At 23.5% G+C, this 20,450-nt stretch carries 16 protein-coding genes; 15 read left to right on the forward strand and 1 reads right to left on the reverse strand.

Going from position 1 to position 20,450, the window contains the following annotated elements; all coding sequences use genetic code 4:
* Positions 1-115: 115 nt before the first annotated feature.
* The 15 genes from D500_RS00920 (at position 116) to gatB (ending at position 19,648) form a co-directional block, all read left to right on the forward strand.
* Complete coding sequence (locus D500_RS00920) at positions 116-2,305, forward strand: MSC_0775 family lipoprotein (RefSeq protein ID WP_008362585.1); 2,190 nt, start codon at positions 116-118, stop codon at positions 2,303-2,305.
* Between the two features lie 103 nt (positions 2,306-2,408).
* Positions 2,409-3,338, forward strand: coding sequence for a peptide-methionine (R)-S-oxide reductase MsrB (gene msrB, locus D500_RS00925; protein WP_008362583.1), 930 nt, complete (start codon positions 2,409-2,411; stop codon positions 3,336-3,338).
* Between the two features lie 83 nt (positions 3,339-3,421).
* Positions 3,422-4,720, forward strand: a complete 1,299-nt coding sequence (locus D500_RS00930; RefSeq protein ID WP_008362581.1) for a BspA family leucine-rich repeat surface protein — start codon at positions 3,422-3,424, stop codon at positions 4,718-4,720.
* 165 nt (positions 4,721-4,885) lie between these two features.
* The gene (locus D500_RS00935) at positions 4,886-6,115 is read left to right on the forward strand and encodes a BspA family leucine-rich repeat surface protein (RefSeq protein ID WP_008362579.1); all 1,230 of its coding nucleotides are present in this window, start codon (positions 4,886-4,888) and stop codon (positions 6,113-6,115) included.
* A gap of 164 nt (positions 6,116-6,279) precedes the next feature.
* The gene (locus D500_RS00940; protein WP_008362577.1) at positions 6,280-7,236 is read left to right on the forward strand and encodes a glycosyltransferase family A protein; all 957 of its coding nucleotides are present in this window, start codon (positions 6,280-6,282) and stop codon (positions 7,234-7,236) included.
* Positions 7,236-7,973: an RDD family protein gene (locus D500_RS00945; protein ID WP_008362575.1), complete on the forward strand. Its 738-nt coding sequence runs from the start codon at positions 7,236-7,238 to the stop codon at positions 7,971-7,973. The genes D500_RS00940 and D500_RS00945 overlap by 1 nt, the downstream gene beginning before the upstream one ends.
* A gap of 17 nt (positions 7,974-7,990) precedes the next feature.
* On the forward strand, positions 7,991-10,165 hold the full coding sequence (locus tag D500_RS00950) for an ATP-dependent helicase (RefSeq protein ID WP_008362574.1): 2,175 nt from the start codon (positions 7,991-7,993) through the stop codon (positions 10,163-10,165).
* A gap of 65 nt (positions 10,166-10,230) precedes the next feature.
* On the forward strand, positions 10,231-10,500 hold the full coding sequence (locus D500_RS00955; protein ID WP_008362571.1) for an HPr family phosphocarrier protein: 270 nt from the start codon (positions 10,231-10,233) through the stop codon (positions 10,498-10,500).
* Between the two features lie 57 nt (positions 10,501-10,557).
* Positions 10,558-11,526 (forward strand): CPBP family intramembrane glutamic endopeptidase, encoded by a 969-nt coding sequence (locus D500_RS00960; RefSeq protein ID WP_008362569.1) that lies wholly within the window; start codon positions 10,558-10,560, stop codon positions 11,524-11,526.
* 1 nt (position 11,527) lies between these two features.
* The gene (locus D500_RS00965) at positions 11,528-12,436 is read left to right on the forward strand and encodes an RluA family pseudouridine synthase (RefSeq protein ID WP_008362566.1); all 909 of its coding nucleotides are present in this window, start codon (positions 11,528-11,530) and stop codon (positions 12,434-12,436) included.
* A 2-nt stretch (positions 12,437-12,438) separates the two neighbouring features.
* Positions 12,439-14,445, forward strand: coding sequence for a hypothetical protein (locus D500_RS00970; RefSeq protein ID WP_008362564.1), 2,007 nt, complete (start codon positions 12,439-12,441; stop codon positions 14,443-14,445).
* A 3-nt stretch (positions 14,446-14,448) separates the two neighbouring features.
* Positions 14,449-16,455 carry an NAD-dependent DNA ligase LigA gene (ligA, locus tag D500_RS00975; protein WP_008362562.1) on the forward strand — a complete coding sequence of 669 codons (2,007 nt, stop codon included), beginning with the start codon at positions 14,449-14,451 and terminating at the stop codon, positions 16,453-16,455.
* Between the two features lies 1 nt (position 16,456).
* Positions 16,457-16,750 (forward strand): Asp-tRNA(Asn)/Glu-tRNA(Gln) amidotransferase subunit GatC, encoded by a 294-nt coding sequence (gatC, locus tag D500_RS00980; protein ID WP_008362560.1) that lies wholly within the window; start codon positions 16,457-16,459, stop codon positions 16,748-16,750.
* Positions 16,750-18,207: an amidase family protein gene (locus tag D500_RS00985; protein ID WP_008362558.1), complete on the forward strand. Its 1,458-nt coding sequence runs from the start codon at positions 16,750-16,752 to the stop codon at positions 18,205-18,207. Before gatC ends, D500_RS00985 begins: the two co-directional genes overlap by 1 nt.
* 1 nt (position 18,208) lies before the next feature.
* Positions 18,209-19,648, forward strand: coding sequence for an Asp-tRNA(Asn)/Glu-tRNA(Gln) amidotransferase subunit GatB (gatB, locus tag D500_RS00990; protein ID WP_008362556.1), 1,440 nt, complete (start codon positions 18,209-18,211; stop codon positions 19,646-19,648).
* A gap of 30 nt (positions 19,649-19,678) precedes the next feature.
* Here gatB and D500_RS00995 read toward each other — a convergent pair whose 3' ends face one another.
* Positions 19,679-20,407 carry a potassium channel family protein gene (locus tag D500_RS00995; RefSeq protein WP_008362554.1) on the reverse strand — a complete coding sequence of 243 codons (729 nt, stop codon included), beginning with the start codon at positions 20,405-20,407 and terminating at the stop codon, positions 19,679-19,681.
* Positions 20,408-20,450 lie beyond the last annotated feature (43 nt).

The following is a 20,450-nucleotide window of genomic DNA, read 5'->3' on the forward strand; positions in this document are numbered from 1 at the left end:
GTATTAAAATTTAGTTAGTAAATTATTTACTAATTTTATTCCTATAACTATAGGTCTTTTAAAAATACTAATTAAGATTAAAAACTAAAGTTATTTTAGTTTTTTAGGAGATATTATGATAAAAAAGAAGTTATTTATTCCTTTACTATCAACACTAGTAATTATTCCTGCACTAGCTGTAGTTTCTTGTAAAAATCCAATGTCTAATACTCAAAACTTAAAAGAAAAAATTTATTTAAACTATAGTTTAAAAACTGAAAATGAGAAAAAAGAATTTGAAAACTATAATCAAATTAATATGTTAAGTGAAATTAATCAATATTTTACTAAACACGATCATAGCGATGAATTAGTTAAATTCACAACACCAGGTGCATCTGGAGAAACTGTTGAATTTAACAATATAATGAAAAATAACTATGCATCAAAATATATGAAATTTGATGAAGTTAAATTTAAAGAAATTATTAAAGATAAATTTAATTTATCTGATAGTTTTTTAAATAGATTAAAATTTGAAGTTGATTATACTAATATATCAAGAGATTATGGAAATAACTTTGATATTATTTTTCCTATTAGAGTTAAATTACCACTTATAAGTCATAATAATTTTAAATATCAAGATGGTTTATTTATAGAACAAACTTTTAATTTTAAAGTTAAAAATGTAAAAGCAAGTGCTGTAGAAAAAATAGACGTTGAAAAAATTAAACCGATTTTTAACAAATTAGTTGAACTAAAAAATAAAAATAATTTTTCTATTAAAACTAAACAAGTAACTGAAGAAATCAAAAGCCTAGTTAACGAATGAGGAATTCACGAATTAAATTCAACGCAATTAAGTTCATTATTTGATCTTAAAACTGAAGAATTTGATATTTTATCAAAAGATAAAGATTCAAAAATTGAGTTTAAAAAGACTATTACAGATGTTGATCTAAGTGATCCTAGTCTATCTATTAATGAAGGTTTTTTAAAAGTAAGATTAGCAGTAAAAGATAATAGTGATAAAAACCCTACTGAAGCTGGTGTTACAGTTTGAGTTAAATTCGAATTTGATAAAAAAGATCCATTTTGAAAACAATTAAAATTAGATGAATCAATTAAAGTTAATACAGTTAAATTTACTGAAACTAATACTGATTTTACTCAGTTAAATAAATCAAATTTATTAGTAAAATCTCAATCAAAATTTATAAAAGAAATAAATGTTGAATCAATTGATAAAACTTCAGATTATAGAAACTCAGGTTTACTTTTAAAAGTTCTAACTGATGAATCAGAAAATAATGTAGTTAAATTACACAAAAAAATCGGAGTAGGTAAATATACAGATTTATATACTAGTGAATTTACAAAAAACAATATTCAAGCTCCTAACTTTGCAACTGAAAAATTAACCCAAGAAAATTTAAAAAGTATTAATAAAGATTTCTTTAAACAATTTGATTCAGAACTATTTTCTGGAGGATATGCTAGATCTAGAGGATTTTATGGAGAAAAAGTAAAAACTCCTAAATTTATGCACATAGGTGAAGATTATATTGCTAATGATTTCCAACCTGTTGTCATGCCATATGATGGAGAAATTATTGCTGCTTATGAATTAACAACAAATGTACCTTTTGAAAGTGTAGGAACAGTGTTAGTTGCTAAAATTCCAGTTGATAACTTATCATGATCTCCTAAAGAAAAAGAAATTTATTTAAATGATAATAAAAATCATATTTATGTTTCATTCTTACATTTAGATGCTCAAAGAACATTAAATAATGCAACTCTAGGATGAAGTGCTGAAACTGCACAATTAGGAGACAAAAGAACAGTAAAAGTTGTAAAAAGTGTCACTCCTCAAAATCCTAAAAAAGTTTCAAAAGGTACAGTTATTGGTTATTTAGGTAACAACGCATCTAATGGTGGTTGAATGAGTCATGCTCATATTAATCTATATACAAATAGACCTAGTTACCTATCTGAAAATTACTTTTCTTCTAAAACAACTAGAGCTCCACTTGATGATAAAAGAGTTCAAATTTATACTGCTAATATTTCAAATAAAACATTTTCTCAAATTGGTAATATTGGAGTTGAATTTGGAATTGATGGACAAGTTTATAAAGTAGATCCTAAAACTGGTAAAGAAGATAAGTCAATGAAGTTAGATGAAATTCCTTTATATCTACCTAGATTAAGTATGTTAGGATTTGAAAAAACTAAAGGTTATGCTAACCCTAACTTAATGTATAAATTAAGAGATGATAGAACAGTTTCATTTAGTGTAAAAGAAGTCAATAAATTATAATAATTGATAAAAACAAATCTTAGGATTTGTTTTTTATTTAAAGTTAATAAAATTATGTTTTTTATATTAAAATAAAAACAATATAAAATAGGGAGTAAAAAATATGAATAAAGTGATTTATTTAGCTGGTGGTTGTTTTTGAGGAGTAGAAGCTTATTTTTCTAAATTAAAAGGTGTAATTGATGCTGAAAGTGGTTATGCTAATGGGCTTAGTGAAAAAACTAAATACTATAGTTTATCAAAAACTATGCATGCTGAAACAGTTAAAGTTACTTATGATCCAAATCAAATATCACTAGAAGAATTATTAGTACATTATTTTAGAATCATTCATCCAGATTCATTAAATAAACAAGGAAATGATGTTGGAACACAATATAGAACTGGTGTTTATTATACTGATATAAATGATAGAAAAGTTATTGAATTAGTATTTATTGAATATAAAAAACAATATGATGAATTTTATGTAGAATTAGAAGAATTAAAAAACTATATGACTGCTGAAGATTATCATCAAGACTATTTAGAAAAAAACCCAACAGGTTATTGCCATATTAATTTAAATGTAGATTTTAATTTATCAGAAAAAGAAAAAGAATTTGTTAATTTAATTAGAAAAGAATTAGCTTTAGATGAATTAAGCTTAAATGTTTTAAAATACTCAGCAACAGAAAGACCACATACTTCAGAATTTAATGATGAACATAGAAAAGGTATTTATGTTGAAAAAATCACTGGAGAAGTGTTATTTGCATCAAATACTAAGTTTAATGCTGGTTGTGGATGACCAAGTTTTGCTGCACCAATTAATAGTAAAGCTGTAGAATATAAAGCTGATTATTCTCATAATATGCATAGAGTTGAAGTTAGATCAAAAACTGGTGATAACCATTTAGGTCATGTTTTTAATGATGGACCAAAAGAAATGGGTGGATTAAGATATTGTATTAATGGAGCTGCTATTGAATTTATTCCTTTAGAAGAAATGGATGCTAAAGGTTATAGTGAATATAAAAAATTATTAGACTAGTTTTTAATTTGAATGTTAATATAATTTTGTAATAAAAATACGAATTTTAATTCGTATTTTTTGTCTTTAAGAAAGGATATAAAATGAAGCACTTATTAAAAATAATAAGTAGTTTAACTATACTAAGTACTGGTGTTTTAGCAGTTAGTTGTACTCGTAGAATAGATAATAATAAAGATATAAAAAATAATATTAGTAGAGATAATAAAGACAAAAATAATGGTCTTAATAATAAAAATGATAATTTAGACAGTATGGTTCAAGATGAACCAAATTCTAGTGAGCCTAAAGAAGATCCTAGTGCTACTCAACCTAAAGTAGAAATTAATGTTAGTGAAGAAGAAAAGCAAGAAATGATAAGTGCTTTGGAAAAGGTTTTTAAGGATCAAGAAGAAGCCTTTGGTAGTTTTCATACGTATGGTGAAGTTTTAGAACAAATAAAGGTTTATTTAAATGATAATAAGATTAAACACCTAGAACATTTAAGATTAACAAATAAGGATGATGAAAATAAAAATTTAGTAGTTGATAACAATGGAAATTTAAATAAAATAAAAATTTCCTTTTTCGACAAGGAAACTATTTTTACTCCTAAAAAAGTTTTAAAAGATAAAGTTATAGACAAGTATGATAGTTCGAAGACCCAATTATTACAAATTGGATATGAATATCAAGATGTTTTAAAGAATGTAAAAATAAAACAAATAGACAAAAAAACTAAAAAAGTTCCTTTACATTTACCTTTAAAAATCACTTCACTAGATAATGCATTTAGAGGTTCTGAGGTTAGCCATATTGAAAATTTAGATAAATGAAAAATAACTAATGTAAGATATTTAACTGAAACATTTAGTGATACAACAAATTTTGATCAGGACATTAATAATTGAGATGTTTCAAATGTATTTGATATGACAAATATGTTTGCCGGAGCAAAAAAATTTAATAAAAGTCTTAACTCTTGAAACACAGCAAACACCAAAATAATGAAAGGAATATTTTGAGATGCTGAGAGTTTTAATGGTAATATATCTAAATGGAATGTAAAAAAAGTTGAAGATATGTCAAGTATGTTTAGTGGTGCTACTAATTTTAATCAAGATCTATCAAAATGAGATACTTCTAATGTGGAAAGTATGGAAGGGATGTTTAGCAATACAATATTATTTAATTCAAATATTTCTAGTTGAAATGTATCTAGTGTTGCGTCAATGAAACAAATGTTTCAAAACTCAAAAGGATTTAAGCATAGTCTAAGTTCTTGAAAACCATCAAAAGTAACTATTGCAAATGATTTTAGAAAGGGATCTGAAACAAATATTCCAGATCAAAATCTACCAAAATTCTCAGAAGAAGTACTGAAAACAATTAAAATCAAATAATTTTATTCAAATTTTTTCTAAAAATGTAGCTCATACCAACAGAATATATACCATTTTCTACCATAGAAAATTATTAGACTAGTTTTTTAATTTGAATGTTAATATAATTGTGTAATAAAAATACGAATTAAATTCGTATTTTTTGTCTTTAAGAAAGGATATAAAATGAAGCACTTATTAAAAATAATAAGTAGTTTAACTATACTAAGTACTGGTGTTTTAGCAGTTAGTTGTGCTCGTAAAGTAGATAGTAATAAAGATATAAAAAATAATATTAGTAAAGATAATAAAGACAAGAATAAAAAACCAGAAAATATGTCTAAAGATGCTCCTGAAGCGTTACCTAAAATAGAAATACCAGAATATGAAAAAAAGGCAGCTATTGATACATTAAGAAAAGTGTTTAAACAACAAGAAGATGCTTTTGGAACTTTTCACACATATCAAGATGTTGTTGATCAGTTAAAAGTGTATTTAGGTGATTATAATGTTAAACATTTAGAATATTTAAAATTAGCTGATGAATCTGAAAAGAATATTAATCTTAAAATGGATAATGAACATAAAGCGATTAACAACATAAAATTAGATTATTTTGGCAAACAAATAACACTTACTCCAAATACGGTTTTAGAAAACAAAGTTCAAACTAAATATAACGAAAGCGGTAATGAAATAACACAAATTGGTTATGAATTGGAAACAATAGTAAAAAATATTAAATTAACAAGAGTTAATAAAAGTACAATAAAAGTACCTTTGCATTTACCATTAAAAATCAACTCTTTAAATGAATCATTCAAGGATTTAGAATCAACTAAAATAGATAATTTAAATAAATGAGATACAAAAAATATAAAATTTTTAACAAAAACTTTTGAAAATGCTAAAAATTTTGACCAAAGTCTTAATTCTTGAAACGTTTCTAATGTTATTGATATGACCGAAGCTTTTGCTGGGGCTTTAAAATTTAATCAAAATCTAAATTCTTGAGATATATCCAATGTTACAACAATGAAAGGTGTTTTTTGAGAGGCAGAAAGTTTTAATGGAAACGTTTCTGACTGAAATACAAAAAATGTAGAAGATATGGAAGTTATGTTTTCAGGTGCTAAGAAATTTAACCAGGATTTATCAAGATGAGATGTATCAAAAGTTGAGAATATGAAAGGTATGTTTAGTAAAACAGATACATTTAATAGTAATATATCAAATTGAAATACACAAAAAGTGGCATCTATGGAGCAAATGTTTGAAAATGCAAAAGCATTTAACCAAGATTTAACTAATTGAAATGTTAAAAAAGTAAATCATGCAGAAAAATTTGCAAATGGTGGCGAAAAGAATTTTACTGAAAAACATCAACCTAAATTTGAATCTCATACTGCAAAATAAGACAATATAAATATTATTTTAATTACTAATGTAATTTTTTATCACAATACTATTTTTTATTTAATAAATCACTAAAAATGAAACTTATAAGCAACAAAATAAGTTTCATTTTTTAATTTTTAAATAGTGTAAAATATAAATAGTATAAGAAAGTTGGTGTAAAAATGCTAGTGTCTTTTATAATTGCTTCACAAGCACATTTAGATAGATTAAAAACAACTATTGATTCTATAAAACATCAAACTAATAGCTCACACCAGACTATTATTATAAGTGATTCTAAAAACATAGATAGTACTAAAAGACAATATATAAAAGAGATTTTTGATAATTCAACTAACATTATTTTAAGTGAAAATAATATTCCACAAGATACAGCTAGTGATTGAAATTTAGCAATGAAACTAGTTTCATCAAAATATGTTGTTTTTGTAAAAGAAGGAGATTTTTTATATCCTAATTTTGTTGAAGAAATTCAAAAAGTATCAGACAAACATAATCCTGATTTAATTGAATTTAATCAAAACTATAATGGTTTAATTGAAGACCAAATTTCATATAACTTATTAGAAGGTAATAAATTATATGATTTAAATAAAGATTATGAAGTTTTTGCTTATATTCAAAGACTTATTTATACTAAAGTTTTTAAAGTAGATATTATTAGACAAAATAATTTAACTTTTAGAAGAAAAGTAAGATTTGATCTTTTATTTACTTATAAATTCTTATCTAATTCTAATACTTGTTATATTCTTGATGATCATTTATCATTACATAGAATTTCAGTAATGAAATATTCAGCTTTTGATTTATTAAGACAATGACCACATATTATTAATCACTTTAGACAAATTAATAAATATAAGTTTTTAAGTGATCAATTAACTTATGCTCATTATTATCAAACTTGTTATAAGTTTTTAGATTTAATTGAAAAATATAACAACCCTGTTTTATATAAAAAAGCCTTGAATTTTGTTGAAAACAAAGTGCAAAATAAAGTAAATAAATTTGTTAATAAAAATAAAGTCTTTTTAGAAAATAAAGACTTAGGATTTAATCAAAGAATGAATGATTTTGAGCGTTTTATATACAGTGAACTTAAAAAAGTAAGATAATGAATAACTTTTTAATTACTAGTAAAACAACTGAATTTAAACTAGAAAATAATAACTTTAAATTAGCTAGTTTATGAAAAGTTTTTTTTGCTAGACTTTTTGATTTATTAATTTGCTCAATTCCACTAATTATAATGTCAATATTTTGAAAAACTAAAACTGGTGATATTATAAGTTTGATCACTAAGTATTTAGTGTCTTTTTTATGGTCTTTTTTTTACTTTATTGTTTTAAGTTATTTGTTAAAAGGTAATAGTGTTTGTAAAAAACTTTTTAAAATTGAATTAAAAAGTTTAACTAGTAATAAGATCAAATTTAAACAAGTTTTAATTAGAGAAATTTGATTTATTTTTATACCTTTATTTATCGGATTTATTTTTACTTTAATATTTGCTTTTTTACTGCCAACTAGTTATTTAAAATCTCAAGCTTGAAGAATTTCTTTATCTTTAATTGTTTATCAAATTGGATTAGTTATAGTTTTATTTTGATTTTTAGGATTAATGATTTCAATTAGACTACAAACTAATCATCAATCTTTTATTGATATAAAACTAAAATTATTAGTAGTTGAAAAACAAAAAATAATAGAAAATAAACAAGATAATTCAAATCATATTTTAACTAGAAATGATAAACACATTTCTTTAAATGAACAACCAGGTAACTTTGATTTAGAATTTATAGATGAGTTAAAACAAAACTTAGATAATGATAATTTAGATGATAATAAATAGAATAGATTGGTGAAAAAATGTCAGTAGATAATTTGTTAGATTTATTAAATCCTCAACAACTAGCAGCAGTCTTAAATATAGATAAACCAGTAAGAATTATTGCTGGAGCTGGTAGTGGAAAAACTAGAGTAATTACAACTAAAATTGCTTATTTGATTGAAAAACAACATATAGATCCAAGTAGAATCTTAGCTGTAACTTTTACAAATAAAGCTGCTAAAGAAATGAAAGAGCGTGTTTTACAAATCACAAATAATGAAAATAAATCTCCTTTTATTTCTACTTTTCATGCTTGATGTTCTAAAGTTTTAAGAATTGATGGAAAACATATTGGGTTAAAAGATAAGTTTTTAATTATTGATAGTGATGATCAAAAAAGAATAATTAAAAATGCTATAAAAGAATCAAATATAGAATTAAGTGAAAATGATAAAAAGACTTTTGATAAAAAAATTCTTTATAAAATTAAACAATGAAAAGAAGAATCAGTAGATCCAAGTGAAGCAATTTTAAGTGCTACAAATCAGTTTGATAAAAACTTTGCAACTATTTATAGATTGTATCAAAATACACTTTTAGAAAATAATTCTATTGATTTTGATGATTTACAAATTTATGTTTATCAATTATTTAAAAACAATGAAGATATTTTAAATAAATGAAAAAACAGCTATGATTACGTACTAGTTGATGAGTTTCAAGATACTAATGATATTCAATTTAGTTTAATTAAATTTTTAACAATTAATACTAATCATTTAACTGTAGTTGGTGATCCAGATCAAACTATTTATTCTTGAAGAGGAGCTAAATTAGATATTATTTTAAACTTTAATAAAACATATACTAATGCTATTAGTATTGTTTTAAATCAAAATTATAGATCAACAAAACAAATTCTAGATATTTCAAATAGCTTTATTAAAAACAACAAGCATAGAGAACAAAAAGAGATTTTTACAAACAATAAATCAGGTAAAAAAGTTGTTTTAAAAGAATGCAAAACTAGAGTTAGTGAAGCTAGTTATGTTGCATCTAAAATTAAAGAACTAATAAAACAAGGTTATCATTATAAAGATATTTTTATTCTATATAGAATGAATGCTTGATCTCAAGATTTTGAAAAAGAACTAACTAATAAAAAAATCCCTTTTCAATTAATTGGTGGAATTAAGTTTAGAGAAAGAAAAGTAATTAAAGATGCTATGGCGTTTTTAAAAATGATATCTATTAAAGATAAACTATCTTGCCAAAGGGTTTTAAGTTTATTACCAAAAATTGGAAATATGACAATTGAAAAAATTATTAATTTTGCAACTGTAAATGAACTAAGCATTTTTGATTTAATTACAAATGAAAATAAAGATTTATTACATACAATTACTAAAAATTTAGATGAACTAGTTGAGGTGTTTAAAAAAGCTCATGAGTTGTATTTAGATAATACAAACATTGAAGAAATTTTAAAATATTTATTGACTCAATCAGGATATGAAGATAAATTAAAAATTAAAAATCAGCAAGATGATTTAGATAATATTAATGCTTTATATGATCAATTAAAAAGATTTGATGATGAATTTGATCCTAAATATTATGGTGAAGAAAATAAATTAATTGCTTTTTTACAAGAAGAAGCTTTAACTAGTGATATTGATGAAGCTGAACAAATTGATAAAGTTTCTTTATTAACTATACATGCTGCAAAAGGATTAGAAAATAAAGTTGTGTTTATTGTTGGATTAAATAAAGATATTTTTCCATCAAGATTATCAGAAACAAAAATTAATGAATTAGAAGAAGAAAGACGAGCTTTATATGTTGCTTTAACTAGAGCAAAAGAAGAACTATTTTTAACTTATGTTAAAGGTGATTATTCATACATTAGTCAATCTGAATTAAAACCAAGTAAGTTTATAAATGAACTTGATAAAGATTTATATGATTTTGAATCTAGTTTTTTAGATGATCAAATTCATGATTCAAATTCTTATACTTATACACCAAGTAGAATTAATGACACTTTAAAACAACATAATTTATATAATGTTGGAGATCAAGTAGTTCACACATTATTTGGTAAAGGAATAGTAACTAAAATCATAAATGATCAACTACAAATTTCTTTTAATGATTCTAGTTATGGAGTTATGATGATAGCGGCCAATAATTCGGCATTAAGTAAGTTATAATATTTTGATATGGTATAAATAAGAATGGTATAATATTATTGTTAAATTTTAGGAGGATAAAAATAATGGCAAAGTTTTCAGCTATTATTACAGACAAAGTAGGTTTACATGCTAGACCAGCTTCAGTTTTAGCTAAAGAAGCTTCAAAATTTAGTTCACACATTACAATTATGGCTGGTGAAAAACAAGGTAATTTAAAATCAATTATGAACGTAATGGCAATGGCTATTAAAACTGGAACTGAAGTAACTATTCAAGCTGATGGAAATGATGAAGAACAAGCTATTCAAGCAATCAAACAAACCATGATTGACACAGCTTTAATTCAAGGATAATTTAATTTAAAAACAACCATCAAGGTTGTTTTCTTTATTAATAGAAACTGTTTTATTATGATTAAAAAATTTAGTATTAAAGAAACTAATGTCGATCAAAAATTTCCATTTGATTTTAAATTTTATAAACCTAAAATTGAAGGTATGATTATTTTATTTTCACTAGTAGTTTTACCTTTAATTACTGTAATTTTTTTAAATGTTTTTAAAAAACAATTAAATTTAAGTGATGATAGAATTGGACTAATTTTTCAACTTTCAAGTATTGTATTTACTATTACTGGTGGATTAATTTTTTGAACAAGAAACCCATTGAGTTTTTGAAAATCTGGAGTAGGAATTTTATTTGCCTTTCCAATATTTTTACAATTATTTGGGATATTTTTTGCTTTATTAGCTAATTCATTTAATGTCTTAAAAGGTAATGGTATTTGATCTAATGTCTATAATTCTTTAATTCAGATTATTGCTGAAATTTTAGTAATTATTTTTGCTTTTAAAAAGATTGAAAATTTAAAAAACAAAGTTAAGCAAACCTTAAAAGAAAATAAAAGATTTTTAATACCAGTAGCATTAGTATTTGCACTAATTGCTTTTATTGTTGGTAATACTTTATATGGAATTATTGTTTCTAAATTAGGTTTAAATCTAGGTGAATCAGAAAATCAAAAAGGATTAGTGTCTCCATTTCAAAGTGAAGGTATTGGTAAATATGTTTATATGGTTTTATTTATCATTTTAACTGTATTTGTTGCTCCTTTATGTGAAGAAATAATAGCAAGACAAGCACTATTTACAGGTGTTTCAAATAAATTTTTATCAATTATTACTTCTAGTTTATATTTTGGAATTTTACATATTTCAAGTGGTGATGTTTATAACATGACTCCATACGTTTTAGGTGGGTTATTCTTTTCACTAGCTTTTAGTTTTTCTAAAGGTAATTTAACTTATTCGTGATTTTCACATTCAATTTATAATTCAATTACTGTAGTTATACTTATTGCTAATTTATACATAAAATAATATGAACAAATTTGTTGTTAATAAAAATGACGAAAATCAAAGTTTGTTTAAGTTTTTAAAAAAGACTTTTAAAACTACTCCTATATGTGTGATTTATAAATGAATTAGAAATAAGTCAATTAAAATAAACTCTAAAAGAGTTAATGATAAAAATTATTTATTAAAACTTAATGATATTATTGAAGTTTATGATTCAAATAAACCAATAATTAGAGATCAATTTAAATATATTAGTAACACTAATTTAGATATAGTTTATGAAGATAAAAATATTTTAATAGTTAATAAACCTAATAATTTAGAAATACATTCTTTATATAATGATTGTTTAGATAATATGGTCAAATCATATTTAGTAGATAAAAAAGAATATGATATTTATCAAGAAAACTCATTTGTAGTTTCTCATGTTCATAGATTAGATAAACTAACTAGTGGTTTAGTAATTTATGCTAAAAATAAAATTAGTTCAACTATTTTAACTAATGCTTTTAAAAATAAAGATCAAATAGAAAAATATTATTATGCTCTTACTAGTAATGATTGAACTCTAGATGATTATTTAATTGTAAATGGTTATATTAACTATAATAGTGATATTAAAAAAGCTGATTTTAGTTTAAGTGAAAAAAATAATTATAAATATTGTCAAACCGAGTTTAAACTAATTAATAAAAACTTAATTTTAGTAAAATTAATAACAGGTAAAAAACACCAAATTAGAAGTATTTTAAGTTTTTATAACAACCCTGTTTTAAATGATTTTAGATATAATGGTAAAAAAATAAATGATTTAAAAATGATTTATTTAGCTGCTTTTAAAATTAAATTTAAAAACTTAGAAAAGCCATTAGATTATTTAAATAACAAAGAGTTTATAAAAAACCCAAAATGAATTAGTGAAAGGTAATTATGCAAACAAGTGCTAGTAAAACAACTACTAATACTACTGTAAAAACTACTTCAGCTATAAGTGGTGTTTTTAGTGCTTTAGTAAGTATTATTACTTCAATTACTAATATGATTATTCAGTTTTTATTAATTTACTGAGTATTACAAAGTTTTGGAACTGAAATTAGTGGGTTTGTTAGAATTTCAATTTCACTTTCAATAATTGGTGGAACTGCTGAAGGGGCTTTAGCTTTATCAACTGTTTTAATGTTAGCTGAACCTTTAAGTAAAAAAGACTGAATTACAGTTAATGAAATTTATTCAACTGCAAAAAGAAACTATAGAAATAAAATTGGTTCTGGATTAATTTTAATTTTAATTTTATCTATTTTATATCCATTACAAATTGCAATTTCTCCACTAATTACTAGTGGTCAACCAGTTAAATGAGGTATTGATTTTACAACTCCTTTATCAAAGACTCATTCTAGTTTAAAATTTTGAGAATTAAGTATAATCTTTTTAATTTTAGGATTTAAACAAACTATAACAGCTGGGTTATTAGGTGTTTATGAAAACATAATGCAAGCTGATCAAAAAAATGCTACTAAAAAATTAGTAATTTTATTTAGTGACATTGTATTTTATGGATCATTTTTTTTAGGATTAAATTCTTATATTTCTTTAAATGATAAATATACTCCAGTTTTATTATTTATACCATTCATTTTTTATCCATTCATAAGAGGTTTTTTGATTAAGTGATATGTTAGTTCAAAATATCCACAATTAAAGTTTTATAGTGATTTTAATAATTTAAGCTTAATTAGAAGATCAGTAAAAATTTATTGATCATCAATTGGTCAATCGATTTTAACTAATAGTGATTTAATTATTATCTTTTTAGCACTAGGTTCAATTGGGTTGAAAGTTTCTTCTTTAATTTCTTTATACATGGTTGTTGCTATTAACTTAAGAATAATTATGACTTCTTTAGTAACTTCTTTTAAAGAGTATTTTCAAAGTGTAATTATTAAAAATGGTCGATTAGATTGAGAAACTTATTCAAACTATGAGTTTTATACTTATATAGTTGGTGTATTTTCATTTCTTATAACAAGTATAATGACTCCATATATAGTTACTGGTATTTTTGCAAAAATCATATTACATGATGTTGATACATCAGGATTAAGTAAAAACACTATTGAATTTATAATATTTAGTACTCCTTTTTCATCATTATTTGGAGCAACAACAGGTTTAATTGTTTTATTAGAATCAAAAATTACTTTAATTCATGCAAAAGGAATGCATAGAACAATTGCAAAACCACTTAACATAATTGCTTTTAGCTTTTTTATTACTAGTTTTATAACAACATTATTATTAAATCGTTTTATTAGTAATGTTGATAGTAAGATTAGTTGAGTAATAATTGTATTTTATGGATTTAAGATTTTCTTTTTAATAGTTGCTTATTTATATTTATGAGTCTTTTCTTGAGATAAATTAGTTTATAATGCTAAGTTTAATAGAATTATTCCAAACTTATTTTTCTTATTTATGTCTTGTTTTTTAATAATAGCAGTTTTAGTTTCGACTTATAACAGTAAAATAATAAGAGTTGATTTAAATGAAAAAGTACCAGTGGATTTAACTTATATTCTAGCTGGTGTTATTTTAATATTTATTTTAAGTATCTTTATATTTACTTTTATTTTTGTTTATAACCTAGCGTTTAAAAATACATCATTATTTAGATGACTTTTCTATAGTTTACCAATCATTAAAAGAATTACTAAACAAAAACAAGAGAAAGCAAAACAAGATTTATTTAAAAAAGAAAATATTAAAATAGATCAGTTGTTATTAAAACAAGAAGATATCTTTAAAGCAATGTATGGATTTAAAGATAATAAAGTTATTGATCAAAAAGAATTTGAAAAATATTCAAAATATAAATCTAAACCAAAGACTTATATTTTAACAAGTAATGATATAAATAAAGATGATACGGAGTATTAGAATATGTCAAAAGATCAAGTTCTGTTAAGAATTAATCAATTAAAAGAACAATTAAATTTATGATCAAAACAATATTATGTTGATGATAATCCAACTGTTGATGATACTGAATATGATCTAGCTTTAAAAGAATTAATTAGTTTAGAAAATTTATATCCTGAATTTATAACATTAGATTCACCAAGTCAAAAAGTTGGTGGAATGGTTAGTGAAAAATTTGAAAAAGTTAGTCATAAAACTCCAATGTTAAGTTTAGGAAACGTTTTTAGTTTTGAAGAATTTTTAGATTTTAATACTCAAGTAAGTAAAGTTTCAAATACTTTAAATAATGAATATGTAGCTGAATTAAAAATTGATGGTTTATCAATTTCTTTAGTTTATGAAAATGGAAGTTTAATTACAGCTGCTACTAGAGGAAATGGAATAGTTGGTGAAGATGTTACTATTAATGTAAAAACAATTAAATCAATTCCTTTACAAATTAGTAAAAAAGAACGTGTTGAAGTAAGAGGAGAAGTCTTTTTATCAAAAGCTGAATTTGAAAAAATTAATCAAAAAAGACTTTTAAATAACGAAGATTTATTTGCAAATCCAAGAAATGCTGCTGCTGGAACTTTAAGACAGTTAGATTCAAAAATTGTAGCTAATAGAAATCTTGATGCTTTTTTATATTATTACATTAGTGATGATTCTAATAATTTATCTCAATATGAATCAATTTTAAAATTAAACCAATTAGGTTTTAAAACTAATAAAGAAACTAAGTTGTGTAAGAATTTAGATGAAATTCAAGCATATATAAACAAATATACTGATTTAAAAAATGATTTAGATTATCAAATTGATGGAATTGTTTTTAAGATTAATGATAAAAGTCTACAAAACAGTTTAGGTTTTACTAGTAAAATTCCAAAATGAGCAATAGCTTATAAATTCCCAGCTGAAATTAAACAAACTAAATTATTAGATATATTTGCAACAGTTGGAAGAACTGGAAAAATTACTTATAATGCCAAACTAGAACCTGTATCTTTAATGGGAGCTACAATTAGTGCAGCTACTTTAAATAATGCTGAATATATTAAAACAAAAGATTTAAGAATTAATAGTGTAGTTAAAATTAAAAAAGCAGGAGATGTTATTCCTGAAGTTATTGAAGCAATTAAAGATGATAAGTTTTATGAATTAGAAAAATTTAAACCTGATTTATATTGTCCAAATTGTCATTCCTTATTAGAAAAAAATGAAGATGAAGTTGATCAATTTTGTATAAATTCAAATTGTTCTATGAAAATATTAAGAGCATTACAACATTTTAGTAGTCGTGAAGCTATGAATATTGTAAGTCTTGGTGATAGAAGTTTAGAGATTTTATTTAATTTAAATATTATTAAAACTATTTCAGATATATATCGATTAGAAGATCATAAAGAACGAATTTTAGAAATTGAAAACTTTGGATTAAAAAGTTATTTAAATTTAATTGATTCAATTAATCAATCAAAAAATAACTCATTTGAAAAAGTTTTATTTGGTTTAGGAATAAGACATATTGGAAGTAAAACTGCAAAAATACTAGCTAAACAATATCAAAACATAGATAATTTAATGAACGCTAGTTATGATGAATTAGTGCAAATTAATTCAATTGGATCATCTTTAGCTTTATCTATTATTGATTGATTTAAAATACCAGATAATATCAATTTAATTAATGAATTAAAATCTTTTAATGTTAATTTTAAATATTTAGGAGTAAAAATTAATTTAGATTCAATTATTGCAAATAAATCATTTGTAATTACAGGTACTTTATCTCGTCCTAGAGAAGAATTTAAAACACTTATTGAAAATAATGCAGGTAAAGTAATTGGATCAATTTCTAAAAAAACTGATTATTTATTAGCTGGTGATAATGTCGGTTCTAAACTAGAAAAAGCTAAAAAATTAGGTGTTAAAATTATAGATGAACAACAATTTTTTGATTTATTAGAATCAATGAAAGGATAATATGTCAAAGTTTAGTAAAGAGTTTTGAAAAGAGTTAGCTAATGATTTTATGTTTGAATTAAATGAAACTGAACTTGAAAATTTAATTGGTGTTGAAGATAAACTTTTTGATGATTTTAAAAAAATAACAAGTATTGATACAACAGGAGTTGAACCAACTTTTTATACAGTTGATCAGATTCATTCTTATTTAAGAGAAGATGAACCAATTACTACTGATTGTCAAAAACAAATTTTAGAAAACGCACCAAGTAAACATGATGATTACATCACAATAGCAAGGGTGGTTAAATAATGCAAGATTATAGAAAAAAAAGTATTTTTGAAATTCATAAAGATTTAGTAGATAAAAAATATACTGTTTTAGATCTAACTAAAGAAGTTTTAAAGAATTTAAAATACGAACTTGATTCTAATGCAATTAATTATTTAGCTGAAATTCATGCTTTAAAACAAGCTAAAAAAGTTGATGAAAACTTTGATAATAATAATTTGTTGTGCGGTATTCCATATATTTGTAAAGATAATTTTTCAACAAAAGATATTCCAACTACAGCTTCATCAAAAATTTTAGAAAATTATATTCCAAATTACTCAGCAGATTTAGTTGATTCACTAGATAAAAATCAAACAATTTTAGTTGGAAAATCTGCTTTAGATGAACTTGGAATGGGTGGAACTGGGTTATTATCATGTAATGGTAAAATTACAAATCCATGAGATAAAAATCGTATAGTTGGTGGTTCTAGTTCTGGGTCTGCTTATTTAGTTGCAAAAGGTTTAGTACCATTTGCAACAGGAACTGATACTGGTGATTCAATTAGAAAACCTGCAAGTTATAATGGGATTGTTGGATTTAAACCAACTTATGGAGTAATTTCAAGATATGGGCTATTACCATATGCTCCAAGTTTAGATACAGCTGGATTTTTTACAAGAAATGTTGATGATATGGCAGTATTATGTGATGCTAGTTATAGAAATGATGAGCGTGATTTTGCATCAACTACAGCTGATCATGTTGATTTTTTAAAACAAATTAATGACTTTTCAAATATTAAAACTTTTGGATATATAACTTCTGTAATTGAAAATTTAGATCAAGAACATAAAACTCATTACTATACATTATTTGAAACATTAAAAAATAAAGGTTATGAAATTAAGGCTTTAGATTTTAGACAAGATCTATTAGAAGCAGTTTTACCAGTTTATTTAATGATTGCAAATAGTGAAAGTGTTTCAACTAACTCATGTTTAGATGGAATTAAATATGGAAAAAGAGTTGAAGGAAATGACTATACACAAATAATGATTAATTCAAGAACTAATGGATTTGGTGAAATTGTAAGAAGAAGATTTGCAATTGGTTCACTAGTTTTAAAAGGTGAAAATCAAAAAAAATATTTAATACAGGCAAAAAAAGTTAGAACTTTAATTAATCGTGATTTTCATGCTTTATTTGATCAAGTTGATGTTTTATTATTACCATCATCACTAAGCATTGCTCCACTAATTGAAGATATTAATAATCCAAATAAAAAATCTGCTGATAAAGATTTTATAGATAATATTTTAGTTTTAGCCAACTTTACTGGTAGTCCTTCAATTACTATTCCATTTTTTAAAACTAAAAATATGCCAGTTGGAATTAATATAACAACAAAAGTTAAAACTGATTTACTAACATTACAAGCAGCTAAACTATTAGAAAATATTATTGGAATTAAAAACCAAATTGTAGAGGATTAATATGCAAAATTTTGAAATTATTATTGGAGTTGAAAATCACGTTGAATTAAAAACTAATTCAAAAATGTTTTCACCAACTAAAGTTAGTTATGGACAAACTCCAAATACTTTAGCAAATGAAATTGACCTAGCATATCCTGGAACTTTACCAAGTGTAAATAAAAAAGGAGTAGAACTAGCAATTTTAGCTTGTAATGCTTTAAATATGCAAATTGATACTCTACTAACTTTTGATCGTAAAAATTATTTTTATCCTGATTTAACTAAAGGTTTTCAAATCACTCAACAATTTAATCCAATTGGAAGAAACGGTTCTTTAGAAATAACTTTAGAAAATGGAAGTAAAAAAGTTGTTGAAATTGAACGTTTACATATTGAAGAAGATACAGCCAAACAAATTCATAAAGATAATCTAACTTATCTTGACTATAATAGATCAGGAGTTGGGTTAGTTGAAATTGTTACAAAACCAGTTTTAAGAAGTGCTGAAGAAGCTTGTTTATATGTTGAAAAATTAAGAGAAATTTTATTATTTTTAAATGTTAGTGATGTAAAAATGAATGAAGGTTCATTAAGAACTGATCTAAATATTTCACTAAGACCATATGGTAGTGATAAGTTTTCTCATAAAGTAGAAATAAAAAACTTAAACTCTATTTCAAATATTAAAAAAGCAGTTGAATTTGAAATTAATAGACAAAAAGAAATTTTATTAAAAAATGAAATTGTTGATCAACAAACTAGAAGATTTGATGATCAAACTAATTCAACTATTTTAATGAGAAGTAAAATTGATAGTATTGATTATAGATACTTTACTGAACCAAATATTTTTCCAATTCAACTAGAACAAAAATGAGTCGAAAAAATTATTGCAAATTCACCTGAACTAGCTGATCAAAAACGTATTAGATATGTAAACAAATTAGGTTTAACTAGTGAAGATGCCAATATTATTTTAACTAGTTTAGAAATGACTAACTTTTTTGAACAAACTATTAAATTAACTACAAATTATAATAAAGTAGCTAAAATGTTAATTTCTGAAATTCAAGCTAAACTAAATCTAGAAAATAAGACTATTGATCAAATAAAATTAAGTCCAAATAATCTTGCTAGTGTAATTAATTTAATTGATAAAAATATTATTTCATCAAAACAAACTAAAGTAATTATGCCTATAATCTTAGATTCTAATGATGAATCAGTTGAACAAATTGTTGAAAGATTAAATTTAAAACTAATTACAGATAAAGATCAAATTAGTAATTTATTAGTTGATATTATTAATCAAAATAAAGAATTATTAACTCAATATACTACTCGTCCTGAAAGAGTAATTAAAACAATTATGGGTCAATTAATGAAAATTACTAATGGTAATGTTGATCCTGAAATTGCAAATGAAATTGTAATTAAAGAAATTGAAAAAAACTTATAATATAACAAAAAATGGGCAATGCCCATTTTTTTATTGATCTTGAGTTAAAAGACTTGAGTTAGTTTCTTCATCAATCATTCCTTGAATTTTTTCAGCTAAACTGTTAATTATTGTAGTTCTTGCAAATACTACAATATGATCTCCTTCTTTTAATTCAGTATAATCATCTGGTAATAAAATCTTACCTTTTCTTCTAATTTGAATAATATTAAAATCTTTATTTGTTGATAATCCAACTTGTTGTATGTTTTTATTAAATAAATCAGGGTTTTTAACTTCTAAAGTTGAAGAGACAAATTCATCATCAATTGAATGTACTTCAATATCAAAATCAATATTAAAAATAACTCTAGTTGCAGTGATTTCTCCAGCAATTTTATTAGGAACAATAATTTGGTTTTCAGTTAAACCTAAAGCTAGTAAAACTCTTCTATAATTATCATCTTTTGCTTTAACTGTTATGTTATTACATTTTAAATCTAATAAGTTTAAAACAGTTACAAGTGATGATTCTAATTCGTTTTCAATCCCAACAATTACTCAATCATATGATTGAATTCCTTTTTTTGCTAAAGCTACTTTATTAGTTGTATCAATTACAATTCCTTCAACTGTATCAAATTCAGATAAGTATAAATTTAAACGTCTTTCATCTATATCAAATACAGTTACAGATTGACGTTTTTGTACTAAAGTTTCAATAACAGATAATGTGAAGTTAGAAACACCAATAATTGCAAAGTTTTGTTTTCTTGCCATAATTTATCCCTTCTTAACTAATTAAATTATACATTTTTATCAA

Origin of the sequence: Mycoplasma feriruminatoris (assembly GCF_000327395.2) — a bacterium.
GTDB classification, from domain to species: Bacteria; Bacillota_I; Bacilli_A; order Mycoplasmatales; family Mycoplasmataceae; genus Mycoplasma; species Mycoplasma feriruminatoris.